Below are 22246 nucleotides of genomic sequence, written 5' to 3'. Positions count from 1 at the left end.
CATACCTACATAGTACACTAAAAAAGACTATATGTCAAATATAATTTACAAATTGAATGATTAAAGCGTCAAAACGAAAACACGTTTGTAAATTTTACAAAATGTGGTAAAATATTAAATAAATGTTACAGGAGAATACCATAAAACCATCAGGAAAGTGAACGGGAATAATATGAAAAAATGGCTTTTGGCAGTACTTGTCTGTACGCTGGCGGTGACGGGATGCAGCAAATATAAGCAGGTATCCGATTTGCCGGAAACGGATGAGACAACAGAAACAGAGAGTATGAGCGGAGAAACCACGGAGGAGACGCTGGAAGTCCAGCAGGAGACAGAGCCGGCAGAACCGCAGAAGGAACGGGTTCGTGTGAAGGGCGTCTACATTTCCGGATATATGGCTGGATCAGAAGGCTTTCAGGCGATTCTTGACAAGATCGACCAGACGGAGATTAACGCGGTGGTCATCGATGTGAAGAACGACGACGGAAGAATTACATTTTCCATGGATGATGCGCCTACTGTCAATGAGATCGGCGCTTCGGAGCGGTATATCCGGGATATCGGAGCGCTCATGGCGGATTTAAAAGCCCGGGGTATCTATACCATCGCCCGGGTCGTGGCTTTCCGCGATCCTTATCTGGCTGAGAAGAAGCCGGAGTGGAGTTTAAAGAACGCGGATGGCAGCCTTCACCGCGACAATAAGGGGCTGGCCTGGGTCAATCCCTACCGCCAGGAGGTCTGGGACTATCTGGTGGAAGTGGGCACACAGGCGGCGAAGGTCGGGTTTGACGAGATACAGTTTGATTATATCCGGTTTGCCACGGACAGCACCATGAAGCAGGTCGCATTTGACGAGGCGGATACGAAAGGACGCTCCAAGACGGACATCATCACGGAGTTTATTACGTATGCCTATGACAAGCTGTCGGCGGAGGGCATCTTCGTTTCGGCCGATGTTTTCGGCACCATTATAGGAAGTAAGATTGACGCGGATGCGGTGGGCCAGGTGTATAATGATATGGCCAGGCATTTAGACTATATCTGCCCGATGATTTATCCGTCCCATTACGGCGATGGTAATTTCGGAATCGAGCATCCGGATACCCAGCCCTACGATACGATCTATGCGGCATTGATGAAATCGAAGCAGGATCTGGCCATAGTGACGGCGGCAGGGGAGGGGCATGCCATCGTGCGCCCATGGCTTCAGGATTTCACCGCTTCCTATTTACAGCATTACATCAAATACGGCCCCGCCGAGGTGCGAGCCCAGATTCAGGCCGTCTATGACGCCGGATACGATGAATGGATCCTTTGGAGCGCATCCAACAAATATACGTGGGATGGCCTTCTTTCACCGGAAGAAGCCAGCCAGGAGGATCGGAAGATTGCCGAATCGAGAGCGGCTCTGCCTCCTGAAACGACGGCAGCGCCGCCGACAGAAGCAGCGAAGCCGGAAACTGCGCCGGCACCGGAGGAGACGCTTCCGCAGGAGGGACAGCCTTCTGAAGAAACCTCGATGGAGGAGACAGAGGCGCCGGTGGATGAAACATCCGCCAGCGAAGAACTGCAGACCAGCGAAGACCCGGAAACAGAGGCCACGGATCGGGCCGCTTCCGCTCAGCCGGAGACAACGGCGCAGGGAGAGAAGAGAAGCAAGCCCAATGTTGTGATCGTCACGACAGGCGGGGCAGGAGAATAGCGCGGTACTGCGCAGATATGACAGAAAATCAGGAAAGGAAACGCATATGGACAGAATACCAAAACCAGGAGAATGTTACAGGCATTTTAAGAATAAGCTGTATCAGATCATCACCGTAGCCAAACATTCCGAGACAGAAGAGAAGATGGTGGTTTACCAGGCGCTGTACGGCACATTTGGGACGTATGTGCGGCCGCTGTCCATGTTCATCAGCGAAGTGGACCATGAGAAATATCCGGAGGTGAAGCAGAAATACCGGTTTGAGCGGGTCGAACTTAAAGAAGAGGCGGCAGGAGAAACGAGCGTGGAAGATGCGGCATGGACGAAGACTGAGGAAGCCGAAGAAGAAACAACTGTTTCCAGTAAAATTCTTCTTGCTTTTTTAGACGCGGAGACGTATTATGAAAAGCTGGAAGTTTTAAAAGAACGCCGTGAGATATTTTCCGAGGAGGAGCTTGCGGCTGTCTGTGAATCTCTGGACATCGGAAGCGGAACGGGTACGCGGGAAGGCATGTACCGCGCCGCCGTCAATTATCTTGAGATGCAGACGAAATACGATGGAGCGAGACTGAGGTGACAAATACGTGGAGCAATCCGGATACAATGGATTTAATATAGAAGAAGAACTAAAGAAACTGCCCGCCCAGCCTGGGGTCTACATCATGCACGATAAAAGGGATGAGATCATCTATGTGGGAAAGGCCATCAGCTTAAAGAACAGGGTCCGGCAGTATTTCCAGAGCAGCAGGAATAAGACGTCAAAGATTGAGCAGATGGTTTCCCGGATCGCCAGGTTCGAGTATATCATAACGGATTCGGAGCTGGAAGCCCTGGTTCTGGAGTGCAACTTAATCAAGGAACATCGTCCCAGATACAACACGATGTTAAAGGACGATAAGACGTATCCATATATCAAGGTGACGGTCTACGAGGATTTCCCCCGGGTATTATTTTCCAGGGACATGAAAAAGGACAAAAGTAAGTATTTTGGGCCATACACCAGCGCAGGAGCGGTTAAGGATACGATTGATCTGATCCATAAGCTGTACAAGATCCGTACCTGCAACCGCAATCTGCCGAAGGATATCGGCAAGGACCGCCCCTGCTTAAATTACCACATTAAGCAGTGCTCGGCGCCCTGCCAGGGATACATTAATAAAGAAGAGTACGGAAGGGCCATCAGTCAGGCCCTTGATTTTCTGGGCGGCAAATACGATCCGGTCATCTCCATGCTGGAGGAAAAGATGCAGACGGCGTCGGACGAGATGGATTTCGAAAAAGCCATCGAATACCGGGATTTGCTGACCAGCGTCAGGGCGGTGGCCCAGAAACAGAAGATTACCAGCAGCAGTATGGAGGACCGCGATATCATCGCTATGGCGAAGGATGAAAAGGACGCGGTTGTCCAGGTCTTCTTCGTAAGGGAAGGCCGTCTGATCGGCCGGGAGCATTACCACGTTACCATTGCCACGGCAGAGGATGACAGGCAGATCCTGACCAGCTTCGTCAAGCAGTTTTATGCCGGCACGCCGTTCGTCCCAAGGGAGCTCTGGGTTCAGACAGAGCTTGAGGACAGCGAGATCATCAGAGAGTGGCTCAGCGCCAAACGCGGCCAGAAGGTGAAGCTTGTCGTCCCTCAGAAGGGGGAGAAGGAGCGCCTGGTAGAGCTTGCGGAACGCAACGCGGCCCTGGTCCTTTCCCAGGACAAAGAGAAGATCAAACGCGAGGAGCTGCGGACCATCGGCGCCATGAATGAGGTCTGCGGCTGGCTCGGCATAACCGGAGTCCACAGGATCGAGGCCTTCGATATCTCTAATATCAGCGGTTTCGAATCGGTAGGCTCCATGATTGTTTATGAGGATGGCAAGCCCAAGCGGAACGATTACCGCAAATTCAAGATCAAATGGGTCAAAGGCGCCAACGACTACGCCTCCATGCGTGAGGTCCTGACGCGCCGCTTTTCCCACGGTCTTGATGAAGCCGCTTCTTTAAAGGAAAAGGGCGTGGACGAGGAGTTCGGCAGCTTCACAAAATTCCCGGACTTACTCATGATGGACGGCGGCCGCGGCCAGGTCAATATCGCCCTGGAGGTACTGGGTGAGCTGAAGCTTTCCATTCCTGTCTGCGGTATGGTAAAGGACGACAACCACAGAACGCGCGGTTTATACTACAACAATGTGGAGATTCCCATCGACAAGCGTTCCGAAGGCTTCAAGCTGATCACCCGTGTTCAGGATGAGGCCCACCGCTTTGCCATCGAATACCACCGCAGCCTCCGCAGCAAAGGCCAGGTCCATTCCATCCTGGACGATATCCCCGACATTGGCCCCACCCGCCGCAAGGCGCTGATGCGTCATTTCAAGGATATCGAAGCCATAAAAGAAGCGTCCATAGAGTCCCTGACGGCCACACCGGGCATGAATGGTAAATCGGCGAAGAGCGTCTATGACTTCTTTCATTAGATGAGGATTGAGGAATTTCCTCCCCTTATCTCTTTTCAAAACACAAAATCTGTGTTAGTATGAGAAAAACAGATGGAAAAGGAGCATGAGACCATGCATGGAGTTGCGATTACAGAGTTAATTGAAAAAATGAACTTCCGGAACATGACACCGGAGATCGATGCGGAGAAAATCGTGCTGAGCCATCCGGATGTCAATCGTCCGGCGCTGCAGCTGGCAGGTTTTTTTGACCATTTCGACAATGAGAGGGTCCAGATTATCGGCTATGTGGAGCAGGAGTACATCCGACAGATGGAACATGACCGCAAGGTGGAGATGTATGACAAGCTTCTGTCCAGTCAGATTCCGTGTCTGGTTTATTCGAGAAACCAGGATCCTGATGAGGATATGATCGCACTGTGCGACCATTACGGCGTGCCCTGCCTTGTTTCGGAGCAGACGACCTCCGATCTGATGGCGGAGATCATCCGGTGGCTGAAGGTAAAACTGGCTCCATGCATCAGTATCCATGGCGTTTTAGTGGACGTATTCGGCGAAGGCGTCCTGATTATGGGCGAGAGCGGAATCGGTAAGAGTGAGGCGGCTCTGGAGCTCATAAAGAGAGGCCATCGTCTCGTAACGGATGACGTGGTGGAGATCAGAAAGGTCAGCGATGAGACTCTGATCGGAAGCGCTCCGGAAATTACAAGACATTTTATCGAGCTGAGAGGTATCGGTATTATCGATGTGAAGACGCTGTTCGGTGTGGAGAGCGTAAAGGACACCCAGGCCATCGACATGGTGATCAAGCTGGAGGACTGGGATAAGGATAAAGAGTACGACAGACTGGGACTGGAAGACCAGTATACGGAGTTCCTGGGAAACCGTGTGGTCTGTCATTCCATCCCTGTCCGTCCGGGACGGAATCTCGCCATCATCGTGGAGTCGGCGGCTGTCAACTACAGACAGAAGAAGATGGGGTACAACGCGGCACAGGAATTATACAACCGCGTCCAGGCAAACCTGTCAAGAAAACAGGATGATTGAGGTGTTTCATGACGATGTTTTATGAGAAACTGCTGGAAGTGTCAGATAGCAGCCATGTGAAGACGGAAGAGAAAATGAGCAGACACACGACCTTTCGCGCCGGCGGTCCCGCGGCCTACTATGTAAGTCCGGCGGACGCGCGCGAACTGGGAGAAGTGATCCGGCTGTGCCGGAGAGAAGAGGTACCGTACTGCATTCTCGGAAATGGAAGCAATCTGCTTGTGGGAGACGGCGGTTTCGATGGTGTGGTCATATCCATGACAGCCGGATTTTCCGGATGCCGTGTGGACAGTGACCGGTGTGAGATCGCGGCTGGTGCGGGAGCATCCCTTTCCCGAGTGGGGAAGGCAGCATTGGAGGCCGGGCTCACAGGCTTTGAATTTGCAGCCGGAATCCCTGGTACGGTGGGCGGAGCCGTCGTGATGAATGCGGGCGCCTACGGTTCCGAGACGAAGGATATCTTAGAATCAGTCCGGGTTATGACCATGGAAGGCGAGGAAAAGGTACTCTCCCTGCCGGAGTTGGAGCTGGGCTATCGGACCAGCTGCATTCCTGCAAACCATTATATTGTGCTGGAAGCGCGGTATCGCTTAAAGCCAGGCGACAGGGATGAGATCAAGGCGTATATGGATGATCTGGCGGGCAGGCGAAAGAGCAGGCAGCCCTTGGAATTTCCCAGTGCCGGGAGCACATTTAAGCGGCCAGCCGGCAATTTTGCCGGGAAACTGATCGAAGAGGCGGGCCTTGCAGGATACCGTGTGGGCGGCGCGGAGGTTTCCGGGAAACACTGTGGTTTTGTGATTAACAGAGACCATGCCACGGCTTCGGATATTATGACGCTCTGTCAGGATGTGAAGAGAAGAGTAAAAGAACATTCCGGAGTGGAACTGGAGATGGAAGTAAAGACGCTGGGACGATTTTAAAATGGCGTAGAGGAGACTTTTTGTGAGACTGGTAATTGTGACAGGCATGTCAGGCGCCGGTAAGACAAGTGCGCTGAAGATGCTGGAGGACATGGGGTTCTACTGTGTAGATAACCTTCCTATTCCTCTGGTGGAAAAATTTGCCGAGTTGACCTTGAGCAATCAGGGCGGTATTAAGGATGCCGCGCTGGGGATTGATATCCGCAGCGGGGATGAACTGTCTGCACTTAACCGGATCTTTGATGAATGGTCCAGGAGCAGGGTCCCGTATGAGATCCTGTTCCTGGATGCAGGCAGTGAGACACTGATTAAGCGGTATAAGGAGTCGAGACGGATCCATCCCCTTGCGGGAGAGGGCCGGATTGACAGCGGTATCGAGAAGGAACGCCTCAAACTGGCATTTTTAAAGGAAGAGGCGGATTATATCATAGATACCAGCAAGCTGCTGACAAAGGAACTGAAGGCAGAGCTGGAAAAGATCTTTATGGCAAATGAGAGCTATAAGAATCTGTACATCACAATTCTGTCCTTTGGCTTCAAATACGGAATTCCTTCTGATGCAGATCTCGTCTTTGACGTCAGATTCCTTCCGAATCCGTATTATGTGGACGAACTGCGTCCGAAGACGGGCGAGGACAGGGAAGTGCGGGACTACGTGATGCAGAACGGGACAGCGGCTATTTTCCTGGATAAACTTTACGATATGCTGGAATTTCTGATTCCGGGCTACGTATTGGAGGGAAAGAACCAGCGGGTCATTGCGATTGGCTGTACCGGAGGGAAGCACCGCTCGGTGACCATCGCGAAGGCGGTCTACGGGAAGCTGAAAGCCCACGGCGAATTTGGCTTAAAGATCGAGCACCGTGACATTGATAAGGATAATAAAAGAAAAAAGGAATGAGCTGCCATGTCATTTTCCTCCAAAGTAAAAGACGAACTTTCCAGGCAGTTAAGCCCGGCGAGGCACTGCCAGATTGCCGAAATTGCAGCGATCATCAGCCTTTGTGGAAAGATCATAATCTCGGAAGAGGACCATTATGCCATTAAAATCCACACGGAAAATGTGGCAGTTGCAAGAAAGTACTTTACATTATTGAAAAAAACATTTAATATAGTTACTGATGTCTCTATTAGAAGGAACGCCTATTTAAATAAAAACCGTACATACACGGTGACAATCCGGGAGCATGAGGATGCCCTCCGGGTGCTTCATGCCGCAAAGCTCCTTGACGAGCATGGAGAGGTGGGGGAAAATTTAAATGTGGTTCAGAATGTGGTGATCCAGCAGTCATGCTGCAGGCGCGCATTTATCCGCGGGGCGTTTCTGGCATCGGGGTCCTTAAGTGATCCCGAGAAATTCTATCATTTTGAGATCGTATGTGCAACAGAGGAGAAGGCGAAGCAGCTTCAGGGAATCATTGCCACCTTTGACTTAGAGGCGAAGATTGTTAAGAGAAAACGTTACTATATCGTATACATCAAGGAAGGCAGTCAGATCGTCGATATTTTAAACGTGATGGAGGCGCCGGTAGCACTGATGGAGCTGGAGAATATCAGAATTCTGAAGGACATGCGCAACAGCGTAAACCGTCAGGTAAACTGTGAAACCGCCAACATCAACAAAACGGTATCAGCTGCTGTGAAGCAGATAGAGGATATAGAATATATCAGAGATACAATAGGCCTGGAAAATCTGCCGGAGAATTTGGAAGAAATTGCTCGCGAGCGGGTAGAAAGACCGGAAGCAACATTAAAAGAGCTTGGGGAAGCTCTGGACCCTCCTGTTGGAAAATCAGGAGTAAACCACCGACTTAGGAAACTCTGCGATATAGCAGAGCAACTGCGGGACAGGAGCGAACGCAGCAGAATGGAATAGGGTCCGTTCACAGGAATGAGGAGGATAATTATGGTAAAAAAAACAGTCACCGTCGAACTTGCATCAGGATTAGAGGCCAGGCCGGTAGCCATGCTTGTACAGGTAGCCAGCCAGTATGAAAGCAGTATTTACGTGGAGATCGAGTCCAAGAAAGTAAATGCAAAGAGCATTATGGGTATGATGACCCTGGGTCTTGCAGCCGGAGAGCAGGTTACAATTTCTGCTGATGGTGCAGATGAAAACCAGGCCGTTACCGATATTGAAAAATATTTGAGCAACAACTAGAGAGTGTTTATACACTCCAAATTGGAAAAGGGAAACAGGCATGAATGATTCCGCGAAGGCCGCGGAGATTCATGTCTGTTTTTGGTTATATATCCCCTGAACGAAAAATCCCGCGCGTAAATAAAAAATATGCTATAATAAACGAATAGGATATGTTAAAATAATTTTGACGAGATATAAGAGATAAAACAAAGGAGACTAGAAACGTGGCATTTACACATTTACACGTCCATACGGAATACAGCCTTTTAGACGGCTCCTGTAAGATTAAGGAGCTGACGGCGAGGGCAAAAGAGCTGGGCATGGACAGCATGGCTATCACGGACCATGGCGTCATGTACGGCGTGATCGATTTCTACCGGGCGGCCAGAGAGGTGGGAATCAAACCCATCATCGGATGCGAGGTATATGTGACGGCCGGTTCCAGATTTGACAGAGAAACCACGAACGGGGAGGACCGCTACTATCATCTGGTGCTGTTGGCCGAGAACAACCAGGGTTATCAGAACCTGATGAAGATCGTGTCCAAGGGCTTCGTCGATGGATTTTATTATAAACCCCGTGTTGATTATGAAGTGCTGGAGACGTACCATGAGGGTATCATCGCTCTCAGCGCCTGTCTGGCCGGCGAGGTACAGCGCTATATCGAGCGCGGTATGTACGAGCAGGGAAAGAATGCGGCGCTCCGCTACCAGCAGATTTTCGGGGAAGGGAATTTCTTCCTGGAACTGCAGGATCATGGAATTCCGGCGCAGCACACGGTGAACCAGGGATTGCTGCGCATGAGCAGGGAGACCGGCATCAAGCTGGTTGCGACCAATGATATTCATTATACATTTGCGGAGGATGCCACACCGCACGATATCCTTCTGTGTATTCAGACCGGTAAGAAGGTAACCGATGAAAACCGCATGAGGTATGAGGGCGGCCAGTACTACTGCAAGACCGAGGAGGAGATGAGAAAACTCTTCTCCTATGCTGCCGAAGCGATCGACAACACACACGATATCGCCGAGCGCTGCAACGTGGAGATCGAGTTCGGCGTGACGAAGCTGCCCCGGTACGATGTGCCGGAGGGCTACGACTCCTGGGGATATTTAAACAAGCTCTGTTTCGAAGGATTTACGAAGCATTACCCTGACGACGACGGTACGCTGAAGGCCAGACTGGAGTATGAGCTGGACGTAATCCATACCATGGGATACGTGGATTACTTCCTGATCGTATGGGATTTCATCCATTATGCCAGATCCCAGGACATCATCGTGGGTCCGGGGCGTGGTTCTGCGGCTGGCAGCATCGTATCATACTGTCTGGGGATCACCAATATCGATCCCATCCGGTATAACCTGCTGTTCGAGCGGTTCTTAAATCCTGAGCGAGTATCCATGCCCGATATTGATATTGACTTCTGCTTCGAACGGCGACAGGAAGTTATCGATTATGTGGTGAGAAAGTACGGCAAGGAACAGGTTGTACAGATCGTCACCTTCGGTACGCTGGCGGCAAAGGGCGTGGTGCGCGATGTCGGACGTGTTCTGGACATGCCTTATGCCAGATGCGACGCTATTGCGAAGATGATACCGGGTGATCTGGGTATGACTCTGGAGAAGGCGTTAAAACAGAGCCCGGATTTAAGAAGTGCCTATAATGAGGACCCGGAGGTCAAATATTTAATCGACATGTCCATGCGTCTTGAAGGCCTGCCAAGGCATACCTCCATGCATGCGGCAGGAGTCGTTATCAGCCGTACCTCGGTAGACGAGTATGTGCCGCTTTCAAAGGCGGCTGACGGTACGATCACGACACAGTTCACCATGACCACGCTGGAGGAACTGGGGCTTTTAAAGATGGATTTCCTGGGACTCCGGACGCTGACCGTTATTCAGAATGCGGTGAAGGCTGTGGAGAAGAACCGCGGCGTGGCGCTCGATATGGATTATATCGATTACGACGACAAGGCGGTGCTGGAATCCATCGGAACAGGAAAGGATGACGGCGTGTTCCAGCTGGAGAGTTCGGGGATGAAGAGCTTCATGAAGGAGTTAAAGCCTCAGAGCCTTGAGGACATCATTGCCGGTATTTCCCTCTATCGCCCGGGCCCTATGGATTTCATTCCCAAATATTTAAAAGGAAAGAATGATCCCTCGTCCGCGACGTATGACTGCCCTCAGATGGAACCGATCTTAAGCCCGACCTATGGCTGTATCGTCTACCAGGAACAGGTTATGCAGATCGTGCGGGATCTGGCCGGATATACCATGGGCCGGAGTGACCTGGTTCGAAGAGCCATGTCGAAAAAGAAGACGTCGGTCATGGAAAAGGAACGCCAGAATTTCGTTTACGGAAATCCGGAAGAGGGTGTTATGGGCTGTATAGCCAACGGGATCGATGAGAAGACTGCCAATCATATCTACGATGAGATGATTGATTTTGCAAAGTACGCATTTAATAAGTCCCACGCGGCGGCTTATGCCGTGGTTTCTTATCAGACCGCTTTCTTAAAATACTACTATCCGCAGGAATATATGGCGGCCCTGCTGACCTCGGTCATGGATAATGTGACCAAGGTATCGGAATACATTTTAAGCTGCCGGCAGATGGGGATCTCCATCCTTCCGCCGGATATTAATGAAGGGGAGAGCGGCTTCTCGGTTTCCGGAGGCGCGATCCGCTACGGACTCTCGGCGATCAAAAGCGTCGGCAAATCCGTCGTGGAGCTGATCGTCTCAGAGCGGGAGAGCAACGGGCTTTTCACCTCCATCGAGGACTTTGTGGACCGCATGAGCAATAAGGAGGTCAACAAGAGGACGCTGGAGAACTTCATCAAGTCGGGGGCGCTGGATACCCTTCCCGGAACCAGGAAGCAGAAGGTCCTGGTGGCGCCGGAGCTTCTGGACCAGAGGAGCAAGGAGAAGAAGAACTCCATGGAGGGGCAGCTGACGCTGTTCGACATTGCCAGCGAGGAAGAGAAGACACGGTACCAGATTACCTTCCCCAATGTGGGAGAATTTCCGAAGGAGGAGCTTCTGGCCTTTGAGAAGGAGGCGCTGGGAATCTACGTAAGCGGCCACCCGCTGGAGGCCTATGAGGCCACCTGGAGGAATAATATCACCGCGGTTACCATAGATTTCATAGTGGATGAGGAGACGGAAGCGGCCCGCGTCCAGGATGGCACGTATGTGACCATCGGCGGCATGATCACAGGGAAGACGGTGAAGACGACAAGAAACAACAAGCTGATGGCGTTTCTCACGCTGGAGGATTTAGTCGGATCTGTGGAGGTAATCGTATTTCCAAAGGATTATGAGAGCAAAAGGGAGCTGTTTGTGGAGGACGCCAAGGTCTTTATCCAGGGCCGCGCTTCCATCGGTGACGATCCGGTGGGAAAGGTCATCTGTGAGCGCGTAATCCCCTTCCAGAGCCTTCCAAAGGAGCTGTGGCTGAAGTTCCCCGACAAAGACGTTTACATGGCCAGAGAGGCCGAAATCCTTTCAGAACTGAAAGAGTCGGAAGGAAATGACACCGTGATCATTTATCTGGAAAAGGAGCGGGCAAAAAAGGTTTTACCGGCCAATAGAAATGTAAGTGCTTCCAATGAACTTGTCTCTGTTTTGGCTGAAAAACTTGGTGAAAAAAATGTCAAGGTTGTAGAAAAAACAGTTGAAAAGATAAGGAAAATGAATTAGAATACAATTTGTATGATTTGGTAAGAACGAAGACAGTTTACAATAAAAGATGTTCAGAAACAGGAGGAAGTTACTATGGCAAGACAAGTAAAGACTATCGGCGTATTAACCAGCGGCGGTGACGCACCGGGTATGAATGCGGCAATCCGTGCGGTTGTCAGGACGGCTATCCATAAAGGATTAGAAGTAAAGGGCATCATGAGAGGATACGCGGGCCTTCTGCAGGAAGAAATTGTTGATATGACGAGTACCAGCGTGTCGGACATTATTCACCGCGGCGGTACGATTCTCTATACAGCCAGATGCCAGGAGTTCACAACGGCTGAGGGCCAGAAAAAGGGCGCCGATATCTGTAAGAAGCATGGGATTGACGGCCTGGTGGTAATCGGCGGTGACGGTTCCTTCCGCGGAGCGGGAAAGCTTTCCGCACTTGGAATTAATACCATAGGACTTCCGGGAACCATCGATCTGGATATCGCATGTACCGATTACACCATCGGTTTTGATACTGCTGTGAACACGGCGATGGAGGCCATCGACAAGGTGCGTGATACATCTACTTCCCATGAGCGCTGCAGTATCATTGAGGTTATGGGACGCAACGCCGGTTACATTGCCCTGTGGTGCGGCTTCGCCAACGGAGCGGAGGATATTCTTCTTCCGGAGCGTTACGACGGCGACGAGCAGGCGCTGATTAACCGCATTATTGAGAACAGAAAACGCGGCAAGAAGCATCATATCATCATCAACGCGGAGGGTATCGGCCATTCTTCTTCCATGGCGAAGAGAATCGAGGCGGCAACCGGCATTGAGACGAGAGCAACGATTCTGGGCCACATGCAGCGTGGCGGCGCGCCTACCTGCAAGGACAGAGTTTATGCTTCCATTATGGGTGCGAAGGCGGTTGAGCTTCTCTGCAAGGGCGAAAGCAACCGCATCGTGGCTTACAAGCACGGCGAATACGTAGATTTCGATATTCAGGAAGCACTGAATATGCACAAGGATATTCCGGAGGATCAGTATCAGATCAGCAGAATGCTGGTTCGGTAATCTGAGGAGTATCGGTTTGCCGGTCGGCGGACTGTAGGATTAGTAGAATCGGGTAAAAGGGTTTGGGAGAATTCCCGCAGACGATACACGGTGTTTGGTGTATGGAGGCGGGGATTCTCCTTTTTGATTGAAAATGGGCTTGCGGGATGATTGAATGCATGATATACTATAAATGCAAGTAAATAGTACTGCAAAAACAGATAACAGTCTTCCATAAGAAGCTATCACCATATCCAGAATTCTGTTCCGTATTCACGGGTCATAGTGCCGTCCGGCATCTGGTTTTCCTGCGTCGATTCTGACGATGTTTCCTGATTTGTTATAGAGTGTTATAGAGTTTCAATAGAAAATAATATGGAAAGCAGGGTTATTGTCTGTCGGTTTTAATGCTGTTATAATGGAGATAGGTTCTTATATAGCTTGGTTTGGAGGCTATATGCAAGAAAAGAGGAAGAATGATTCAATGGTTGGAGTATCTGGCGCTGGTGGTTCAATGGCTGGCGTATCAGGCGTTGGCAATGCACCTGTTCCGCCGGAAAATCTTCCGCTGGAGGACATGATTCTAAAGTCCGCTGTCACGTATTTTGGGGAGGTGCTGCTTCCATATCTTGGGATCGACTATGAGGTTAAGGGGATTGCGCCCACGGAACTGGTGTATCTGGAAGTTAAGGGAATGATCGAGGATTTTACCTATATTGTTTCCGACCGTTCCTGGATCCATCTGGAATTTGAAAGTGACAAGGTCACGGAAAAGGACCTGCGCCGCTTTCGGGCATATGAGGCGGTAACCGGCTATACATATCGGGTTGTTCCTGTGCGGTTAAAAGACTGGGACGCCGATCAGTTGTATGATCAGTTGAAGCATAAGCAGCAGGCGGGAGAGAGCATTGATCGGAAGGATGTGATTCCGGTACTGCTGGCGCCGCTGATGTCCGGGAATATGCCGGAAAGAGAGCGATTTATAGAAGGAAATCGTCTGCTTCAGACCTCCGCAGAAATTACGGCGGATGAAGGGGTGAAGATGCAGGCAGTTCTCTATGCACTGGCTGTGAAGTTTTTGGACTCGAAAGATTTAGAAGAAGTAAAGGAGGAATTTTCCATGACATTATTGGGGCAGATGCTTGTAAATGATGGAATCGAAAGAGGAATCGAAAGAGGAATTGAAAAAGGCAGAAGTGAAACGCTGAGAGAACTTGCTATTGAAATGCGGAAAAACGGAGAGCCATATGAAAAAGTTTCCCGGTATACAAGGACCGCTGTCGAGACGATCCGGCTATGGGAAAAGGAAAATGAATGTGACATTGTCAGGGAATCTTGATTCAATTTTCAAATCCGCAGTTTGAGGACCATATAGATCGTAAATATCAGGCGTGGAGCGATGGGGGACGACGCACTGTCTGTGGACTGCTTTTGAACATAGAAGAGACTGGCACGACAGTGGGTATCTTTGCAGCAAAAGGTATTTGTAATTTATTTTCGTGCGTAAGCCAGGATAAACTTGTAAACTTACAGAATTATTAAGAGGTGTGGTTCTTCATGAGGCTGAGAGAGATTTCGGGGTTTTCGTTCCGCCTGGGAGCCGGGGCCGGAGCACTTCCCCCGGTTTCAGCTCATGGTTTCGGCCGGGGCATCTCTAAGGCCGGAAGGATACAAAAACAAGGGTACCGATGACATTCATCGGGAACTCCTGAAGGACTTCCCGATTCAGGTCCTCTAAAAATCTGACTTTGAGGTCAGATTTTTCCCCTCGTTTTTGCACCCTTCCGGCCTAAGAGCTGCCGACGTCCTGCAAAAATCGCCGAAACCGGGGGAAGTGCTCCGGCCCCGACTCCCAGGCGGAACGAAAACCCCGAAATCCCAGCTTAAGTTAATGACGAAAGCAGCTTTTCATAATTCTGTAAGTTTACAAGTTCATCCTGTGAGTAAGCGCTTACACATTGACAGCATTTGGTAATAATGATAAACTAAAAATGTAGTTATTTTACTGATTTAAAATAAAGAAACAGAGATGTAAGCGATTACATAATTGGGCGTGGAATATGAGCTGAGCCCTGTTATGCACCGCGGGAATGAACGATGAGGAGATGTAAAATCATGGAAGATATCTATGAGTTGTCCGGTTTGATGCAGATGTACCAGGCAACGGGCGCAGCCGGATATGGGGATCGTGTTCTGGAACGAATCAACAGGACCGGTCTGTCGGCAGGCGTAAAACTTCTCTCCGGGAGGGAAGCCGGAGCATATCTGTTTGCTCTGAGGCAGACTGGGAAGCAGGAATACCGGAATGCGGCAGATCTTGTTTTTAACCGACTGGTGAGTGGGGAAGAAGTGATAAGTGAGACGGCCATGCCTTTTTATGCGGAGTATGATACTTTATTTAATAAAAAAGCCCACTATGGAGAGATCGCGGCGTATTTTGAGAGAAAAGAGGCGTGGTCAGGTCAGGAGGCTGCCGCACTGATTGATACAATTGATCGGATGTCGATGGAAATCTATGAATACTACAGGGCGTTGTGTGATTTGTTTAAGCAGGTAATCCGCCAGGGAATGTTGGCAGTAGTTCAAAACACGGAAGTACAAAACGTGGAAGTACAAAGCATGGAAGTACAAAGTGCGGAAGCGCATCTGAATAACGGAAGGGCCTGGGCTGGCTACGCAGTTTTAAAGGCGTGCAACATGGGGATATTTAACCGTGAAAAATATGGAGAGGCTGGACTCCGGATCTGGAGACGCTTCGAAGAGCAGCAGGAACAGGAAGATGGACTTGGGAATATGCTGAAGGCACAATACCTGGTCTTTGAAAAAGACAGGGAAAAATGGTCTGTTGATATGCGAGGATGAAGAAAATGGAGCTAAAGGTGATTTGTATGACCGCCCGGTCAGCGACATTGGAGACAGAGGCGGGCCGTATTTTTGAATTTGATACTGAGGGAGAGGTTTACATAAACGGGAGCCTTTATAAGAGGACAAACCGGGTGATTTTCAGTCTGTTTGGATTAAAGCCGGATACGGAGTATGAGGTATGCTTAAAGCGGGATGGGGAAGAGGCGAGAACCGTTTTTCGTACGGATTATGAATTCGTGACTCTCAATGTCAAAGAGGTCGGAGCAAAGGGAGACGGGATACAGGATGATACCGGATTTATACAGGCGGCGATTCTGGCATGTCCTAAGAATGGACGCGTGCTGATACCAAAGGGAGTATACCGGATTACCAGTCTGTTTTTAAAAAGTCATATCAGGCTGGAGCTGGCAGCCGGAGCTGTTTTGGCGGCGGATACCGACCGCTTCAGATATCCAAGATTTCCAGGTATGATTGAAAGCTACGATGAGACAGAGGATTATAACTTAGGGACGTGGGAGGGAAATCCTCTTCCCATGTTTGCTGGAATTATCAATGGAATTGAAGTGGAAGATGTGGTAATCTATGGAGAGGGACTGGTGGACGGCCAGGCTTCCTTTGAGAACTGGTGGAACGATGTGGGAACAATGCGGGGAGCTTTCCGGCCGCGTATGGTATTTCTGGAGAGGTGTAAGAGCATCACGCTTCAGGGATTTCATCTGAAGAACAGCCCCACCTGGGTACTTCATCCGTATTTCAGCCAGGGACTGCGTTTTTTGGATCTGGATATTAGGAATCCTGCGGACTCGCCCAATACAGACGGATTGGATCCGGAATCGTGCAGAGATGTGGAGATTGCGGGGCTGCATTTTTCCCTCGGTGATGACTGCATTGCCATAAAGTCAGGGAAAATTTATATGGGGCGCCGCTATAAGACTCCTTCGGAGAATATTGAGATTCGCCAGTGCCTGATGGAAAATGGCCATGGTGCGGTTACGGTGGGAAGCGAGGTCGGAGCCGGTGTAAAGGCGGTGCAGGTGAAGGACTGTCTGTTCCGGTGCACTGACAGAGGTCTCCGGGTGAAAACCAGGCGCGGAAGGGGAAGGGATTCGGTGCTGTCTGATATTTCCTTTCAACATATAATCATGGAGAATGTCATGACTCCATTTGTGGTCAACAGCTTCTATTTCTGTGATCCGGATGGAAAGACGGATTACGTGCAGTGCAGGGAAGCTTTGCCGGTAGACGAGCGGACACCGGAGATTAAAAACCTGTCCTTTAAAGATATTAAAGCATGGGACTGCCATGTGGCGGCTTCTTTCCTCTGCGGTCTGCCGGAGCAGAAGATCCGTAAGATTGAGCTGGAAAATGTGGAGATATCCTTTGCTGAACAGGCCAGGGAAGGCGTTCCAGCTATGATGGAAGGGGTGGAGGCCTGCTCCAGACAGGGATTTACCGTGATGAATGTGGATACGCTGATCTGTAAAAATGTAACCATTACCGGACAGAGGGGCGATGCGTTTATTATGAGCAATATTGATTATTTTGAAAATTTTGCCGGTGCATTCTCGTGATTTCAATCGTGAGTTAACCGGCAAGGTTTGCTTCGGATTCGCTTTTGCAACATGTAAATATATGTGTCTGCCGACACGGCTCTTAAAAAATCCATTGTCAGTTTCCTGACTGTAACATAGTAAATCATCTTAAATAGCCAGGCATATTTTCATGCAAAAACAGAACGCACATTCGAAAGCTCTGTTGCATAATTTACATACATATGGTATAATTGATTTATGGAAAAAACATATAAAATATCAGAGAAAACAAAATTAACATATGGTCGTGGATATGTATATTCTTTACAGTACCATCTTATCTGGTGTACCAAATATCGGAAGAAGGTATTAACAGATGGAATCGATATTCAATGTAAGGAGATGCTGACAGAACTGGCGGACCAGTATTCTTTTCAGATCCTGGCGATGGAGGTTATGTCGGATCACATTCATCTGCTCCTGGATTGCCGCCCGCAGTTCATGATATCAGACATGGTCAAAATCATGAAGGGAAATCTGGCCAGAAGGCTGTTATTAGACCATCCGGAATTAAAGAAACAGTTGTTGGGAGGCCATCTCTGGAATCCATCTTACTGCGCAGTGACGGTCAGTGACCGAAGCCATGAACAGGTAAAGCACTATATTGATTCCCAAAAAGAACGGTAACAGGAGAAACAGGATGAACAGGGCTTATAAGTATCGCGTCTATCCGACCGCGGAGCAGGAACAGCTTTTGAAGGATACGTTCGGAAGCTGTCGATTTGTTTATAATCATTATCTCGCCCAGCAGTCGGAAAACCGTCAGCAGGGTAAGGCTTATATGAATAAAATTGCCTGCAATAACGACTGCAACCGAATCCTCAAGCAGGAGCAGTCATGGCTTAAGCAAGTGGATAAATTTGCCCTGACCAATGCCATCTATGCGTTGGATGCTGCTTACCAGAGATTTTTCAGGAAACAGGGTGGCTATCCCAGATTCAAAAGCAGACATCACAGCCGTATGTCCTACACGACGAACTATACGAATGGAAATATTGCCATACTGGATGGAGCAGTCAGGCTGCCAAAGCTCGGGAAGGTCAAAGCAGTTGTCCACGGGAGGGCACCGGAAGACTGGCGTCTGAAACAGGCTACGGTATCAAGGGAAGGTGACGGCAGTTATTATGTGTCAGTCCTTTACGAGTATGAGGCCGTGATTATGCCGCAGGCAGTTAATCCGGAGCAGGTGATTGGGCTGGACTATAAATCGGACGGACTGTATATGGATTCAGAAGGCAGGTGCTGCGGCATGCCGCATTATTATAGAAAGAATCAGAAGAAGCTGACAAAGGTGCAGAGGAAGCTGAAAGCGAAGCAGCTGCAATCAGTAAATTACCGGAAACAGCAGAAGAAAATTGCCCGAGTCGCAAAAAAGGCAGCCAATCAGAGAAAGGATTATCTGCACAAAAAATCAACTGAGATAGCCAATCAGTACGATTTAGTGTGTGGAAGACTTAAGTTTGAGGGCGCTGGCAAATAGAGCATTCGGGAACGGAAAAGCGACACTGGATAATGGGTATGGATCATTTCTTACAATGCTTAAGTACAAACTGGAGGAGAGAGGGAAGAGCCTGATACGAATCGATAAGTGGTATGCGTCCTCCAAGATCTGTAGCCAGTGCGGTAAGGTCAAGGTGATGCCGTTATCGGAACGCCGCTATGAGTGCGGCTGCGGAATGAGCATGGACAGAGATTTAAATGCAGCAATCAACATCAGAAACAAAGGTTATGAGATATATCGAAAAGCAGCATAGAAGTAATCATAGACTGTAGGGCCGGGACGGTCCGAACAGAATAATCAACGCCTGTGGAGCTGGCATAAGACCTGTTAACAGAAGGGCAATCGGCACTGAAACAGGAAACTCGTGTATTTATACATGAGTAAGTTCACGAGGTATAGAGAGAACACGCAGTGTGTTCATTATAAGGAGGAAACGAAGTTGCAGATAGGAATTCGATTACACGATATTGAACCAGGAACACTGGAACAGAGAGTTATGAGAGCACATGAACAGGGATTTACCTGTGGCCATCTGGCGCTTGCAAAGACGGTGACGGAACATTCTGTTGCCAATTCAGCGCTGACACCCGGGTATGCTGCATATTTAAGAAAGATGTTTGCAAAGTACGATGTGGACATTGCAGTCCTGGGCTGCTATTTGAATCTCGCCCACCCGGATCCGGAAGAATTAAGGAAGATACAGGAACGGTACTTTGCACATATTCGGTTTGCTTCTATTTTAGGATGCAGTGTGGTGGGAACAGAGACGGGGGCTCCCAATGCGGATTACCATTTTGAACCGGCGTGCCATACGGAAGAGGCGCTTCAGACATTTATAACGAATGTGCGCCCGGTAGTGGCGTGTGCGGAAAAGTTTGGCGTTATTCTTGCTATCGAACCGGTTTGGAGTCACATTGTTTACGATTCGAAACAGGCACTTCGGGTTTTGAAGGAGATCAATTCTCCTAATCTCCAGATCATTCTGGATCCGGTCAATCTTCTTTCTGTGGAAAATAGCAGGGATTATGAGTCTGTCTTTACTCAGGCGATTCGGGATTTGGGAGAGTATACCGCGGTTCTGCACATGAAAGATTTCGTCGTGAAAGAGGATAGAATCGTTTCCGGTGCTCCGGGTACCGGAATCATGAAATACGATACGATCATGGATTTTGTGCGGAAGGAAAAACCGTATATTCAGATGACGATCGAGGACAGCACACCGGAAAATGCAGTGGAATCAAGGGAATTCTTAGAGAGCTTTGAGGGATGAAGGTCGCAGGAATAACGAGAATATTCTTATAGTTTACAAGAATGATGGGGACTGATATCAGCGGACTGAGTCGAATGGAACAGAGAAAGGGACGGACCTTAACAGGACCGTCCCTTTCTCTGCTGCACTTATTTACGTTTCACCGGAATCCAGATTTCACTTTCATAATCCAGCTGACTGCAGTCGCTCATGGAATACCATTCGATATTCATATTCATGGAAAACTCATAGTCCGGGTTGCCGGGAAGCCATTCCTTGAAAATCTTTGTGTTGACTGCCTGCAGGGAGCCGGGAAGCGGTCCGGTGCAGTGGAATTTTGCCCACTCCGCAGCGGGAATCTCGAATACCTTCATGCCCTCGGGAACAGGGCCTCCGTTGTAATGGCCGACAATCAGATAGTGAAAGGTGTCTCCGCCGGGATTATCGTCTATGCAGATACCGAATTCTCCGATTTTACAGATGTCAATTGCCTGCTGCACTTCGGGAGGATTATCTCCGCGGTCGAAGTGCTCACAGAACTGATTCCAAAGTTTCGGAATTGTCTGATAGGAATCGTCAAAACGAACCTCGTATTCATAGCCGATTACCGAAAATACATTCATCTTTTCTACTGCATAATCCATGTCATTTCCTCCTTGTACTGAAACGGTTATTTTTAAAGGCAAAAATGTGTGGATTTTATTGGAAGTTTTCTTCATCTGCGCTGGCGAAACTCCGTGAAAACGGCTGAATGCCTTTGTGAAGCTCTCAGGTGTGTCGTATCCGTACCGGTAAGCCAGGTCAATTACCTTAGTGCCTCCGGCAATGACATCCAGTGCGGCCAGATACAGCCTGCGGTATCGGATATATTCTCCGATGGAGTAACCGGTCATGATGCTGAAGCCTTTCTGGAGATAAAACGACGAGATATGTACCTCTGCGGCCACATCGTCGGGGCTGATATCCTCCAAAAGATGATTTTCCATAAAATTAATTGAACGTTTTAAACTTTCTGTCCATTCCATTGTTCCTGCCTCCTGGTTATGAGCACTTCACGTCTGTCTTTTGGACGCTTACGTGCAGTGACTATAATGATGGTAACGCATAAACGGAATAAAATCCTGTCATTCCGTGGCTTTATTTGTCCGGCTGACATGGAGCCGGAAAATCGCCGGTGCTCCTGTATGTTCCTGCGTGTGGATTGACTGATTCTGATTTTTTCAGTTCTGATAAAAGTATAATGATCTGTTCCGCGTTTTCTCTTGCCTGCTCCAGAGAAGTAAGAAGGTGGTCACAGGCAGTCAGAATGTCGTCATCCGGCCTCGGCGTATCGATGGCATCACGGATACTGGCCTCCGGATTGAGGGACAGCGCAGACAGCATCCGCAGGATGGCGGAAAGAGAGTAGTTGGCGCAGCGAAGGGATTTGATGATAATCAGCCGTTCCAGATCGCGGGAAGTGTAAACGCGGCGGCCATTCTGGGATTTCGCTTCCTCCAGCAGTCCGTTGCGCTCCCAGTTGCGCAGCGTGTCCACGGTGATGTGCAGGGAAAGGGCGGCCTGTGTTCTCGTGAGAAGCAGGTCGTCGGAAATACGCGTACGCCCGGAAAGGATTTGTCCGGCAATCTGTATGGCCGTCTCCCCATTCTGTTTTTCTTCGTTGATCTGGGTCAGATAGATATCAGTGAGGAGCAGCGCCTTATCAATGTCACCGGATGCACACGACTTTACGATTGCAGCAGCCTGTTTCCGCAGGCCGTTCTGAAGGACTTCAACCTGAAAGGCCAGACGCGCGATCCGAAACTGGATCAGGTGGTAATTCGTGAATACCCGGTAACCGTTGGTTTTTCGCTCCGGCCTCGTAATCAGCCCCAGGTCCTCGTAAAGCCGCACTGTGTTGGGATGGATTCCGATAAGCTTTGCCACATCGGAAGTTGAGTAAGTATTTATCATGTCAATTGCCTCCGGTTTAATATCATAATCATATCATAACCAAAAAGCCTGGTGTTATAGTGGAGGGTTTTCCTGCCTTCCTCCAGTTTACCAC

19 protein-coding genes are annotated in these 22246 nt (G+C 49.4%); 17 read left to right on the top strand and 2 right to left on the bottom strand.

Going from position 1 to position 22246, the window contains the following annotated elements; translation table 11 throughout:
- Nucleotides 1-172: 172 nt before the first annotated feature.
- The 17 genes from H8S75_RS11800 to H8S75_RS11725 all read left to right on the top strand — a co-directional run bounded on the left by H8S75_RS11800 (nucleotide 173) and on the right by H8S75_RS11725 (nucleotide 20220).
- Nucleotides 173-1702, top strand: a complete 1530-nt coding sequence (locus H8S75_RS11800) for a putative glycoside hydrolase (RefSeq protein WP_187021753.1) — start codon at nucleotides 173-175, stop codon at nucleotides 1700-1702.
- Between the two features lie 46 nt (nucleotides 1703-1748).
- The gene (locus tag H8S75_RS11795; RefSeq protein WP_187021752.1) at nucleotides 1749-2279 is read left to right on the top strand and encodes a DUF1653 domain-containing protein; all 531 of its coding nucleotides are present in this window, start codon (nucleotides 1749-1751) and stop codon (nucleotides 2277-2279) included.
- A 7-nt stretch (nucleotides 2280-2286) separates the two neighbouring features.
- Nucleotides 2287-4164, top strand: coding sequence for an excinuclease ABC subunit UvrC (gene uvrC, locus H8S75_RS11790; RefSeq protein WP_187021750.1), 1878 nt, complete (start codon nucleotides 2287-2289; stop codon nucleotides 4162-4164).
- A 93-nt stretch (nucleotides 4165-4257) separates the two neighbouring features.
- Complete coding sequence (hprK, locus tag H8S75_RS11785) at nucleotides 4258-5190, top strand: HPr(Ser) kinase/phosphatase (RefSeq protein WP_187021921.1); 933 nt, start codon at nucleotides 4258-4260, stop codon at nucleotides 5188-5190.
- Between the two features lie 8 nt (nucleotides 5191-5198).
- Entirely contained in the window at nucleotides 5199-6113 is a 915-nt protein-coding gene (murB, locus tag H8S75_RS11780) for a UDP-N-acetylmuramate dehydrogenase (RefSeq protein WP_055657473.1), read from the top strand.
- 22 nt (nucleotides 6114-6135) lie between these two features.
- Nucleotides 6136-7014: an RNase adapter RapZ gene (rapZ, locus tag H8S75_RS11775; protein ID WP_187021749.1), complete on the top strand. Its 879-nt coding sequence runs from the start codon at nucleotides 6136-6138 to the stop codon at nucleotides 7012-7014.
- A gap of 6 nt (nucleotides 7015-7020) precedes the next feature.
- Nucleotides 7021-7989, top strand: coding sequence for a DNA-binding protein WhiA (whiA, locus tag H8S75_RS11770; protein WP_025529696.1), 969 nt, complete (start codon nucleotides 7021-7023; stop codon nucleotides 7987-7989).
- A gap of 30 nt (nucleotides 7990-8019) precedes the next feature.
- Nucleotides 8020-8274 (top strand): HPr family phosphocarrier protein, encoded by a 255-nt coding sequence (locus tag H8S75_RS11765; protein WP_002600621.1) that lies wholly within the window; start codon nucleotides 8020-8022, stop codon nucleotides 8272-8274.
- Nucleotides 8275-8480: 206 nt separating this feature from the next.
- Complete coding sequence (locus H8S75_RS11760) at nucleotides 8481-11963, top strand: DNA polymerase III subunit alpha (RefSeq protein WP_187021747.1); 3483 nt, start codon at nucleotides 8481-8483, stop codon at nucleotides 11961-11963.
- 75 nt (nucleotides 11964-12038) lie between these two features.
- Nucleotides 12039-13013, top strand: a complete 975-nt coding sequence (pfkA, locus tag H8S75_RS11755; protein WP_187021745.1) for a 6-phosphofructokinase — start codon at nucleotides 12039-12041, stop codon at nucleotides 13011-13013.
- A 463-nt stretch (nucleotides 13014-13476) separates the two neighbouring features.
- Entirely contained in the window at nucleotides 13477-14331 is an 855-nt protein-coding gene (locus H8S75_RS11750) for a hypothetical protein (protein ID WP_243270245.1), read from the top strand.
- Between the two features lie 776 nt (nucleotides 14332-15107).
- The gene (locus tag H8S75_RS11745) at nucleotides 15108-15854 is read left to right on the top strand and encodes a transcriptional regulator (protein WP_187021742.1); all 747 of its coding nucleotides are present in this window, start codon (nucleotides 15108-15110) and stop codon (nucleotides 15852-15854) included.
- A gap of 5 nt (nucleotides 15855-15859) precedes the next feature.
- Complete coding sequence (locus H8S75_RS11740) at nucleotides 15860-17428, top strand: glycoside hydrolase family 28 protein (RefSeq protein WP_187021741.1); 1569 nt, start codon at nucleotides 15860-15862, stop codon at nucleotides 17426-17428.
- Between the two features lie 219 nt (nucleotides 17429-17647).
- The gene (gene tnpA, locus H8S75_RS11735) at nucleotides 17648-18076 is read left to right on the top strand and encodes an IS200/IS605 family transposase (protein ID WP_187021739.1); all 429 of its coding nucleotides are present in this window, start codon (nucleotides 17648-17650) and stop codon (nucleotides 18074-18076) included.
- Nucleotides 18077-18089: 13 nt separating this feature from the next.
- On the top strand, nucleotides 18090-18929 hold the full coding sequence (locus H8S75_RS11730) for a transposase (RefSeq protein ID WP_243270244.1): 840 nt from the start codon (nucleotides 18090-18092) through the stop codon (nucleotides 18927-18929).
- 55 nt (nucleotides 18930-18984) lie between these two features.
- Nucleotides 18985-19203, top strand: a complete 219-nt coding sequence (locus tag H8S75_RS32680) for a transposase (RefSeq protein WP_243270243.1) — start codon at nucleotides 18985-18987, stop codon at nucleotides 19201-19203.
- 186 nt (nucleotides 19204-19389) lie between these two features.
- Nucleotides 19390-20220, top strand: coding sequence for a sugar phosphate isomerase/epimerase family protein (locus H8S75_RS11725; RefSeq protein WP_187021738.1), 831 nt, complete (start codon nucleotides 19390-19392; stop codon nucleotides 20218-20220).
- A gap of 128 nt (nucleotides 20221-20348) precedes the next feature.
- Here H8S75_RS11725 and H8S75_RS11720 read toward each other — a convergent pair whose 3' ends face one another.
- Complete coding sequence (locus tag H8S75_RS11720; protein WP_187021736.1) at nucleotides 20349-21224, bottom strand: AraC family transcriptional regulator; 876 nt, start codon at nucleotides 21222-21224, stop codon at nucleotides 20349-20351.
- A gap of 112 nt (nucleotides 21225-21336) precedes the next feature.
- Nucleotides 21337-22152, bottom strand: a complete 816-nt coding sequence (locus H8S75_RS11715) for a MerR family transcriptional regulator (protein ID WP_187021734.1) — start codon at nucleotides 22150-22152, stop codon at nucleotides 21337-21339.
- Nucleotides 22153-22246: the final 94 nt, after the last annotated feature.

Source organism: Hungatella hominis, assembly GCF_014288005.1.
Lineage (GTDB): Bacteria > Bacillota > Clostridia > Lachnospirales > Lachnospiraceae > Hungatella > Hungatella effluvii.
This window is presented reverse-complemented; position numbering and strand designations above follow the sequence as displayed.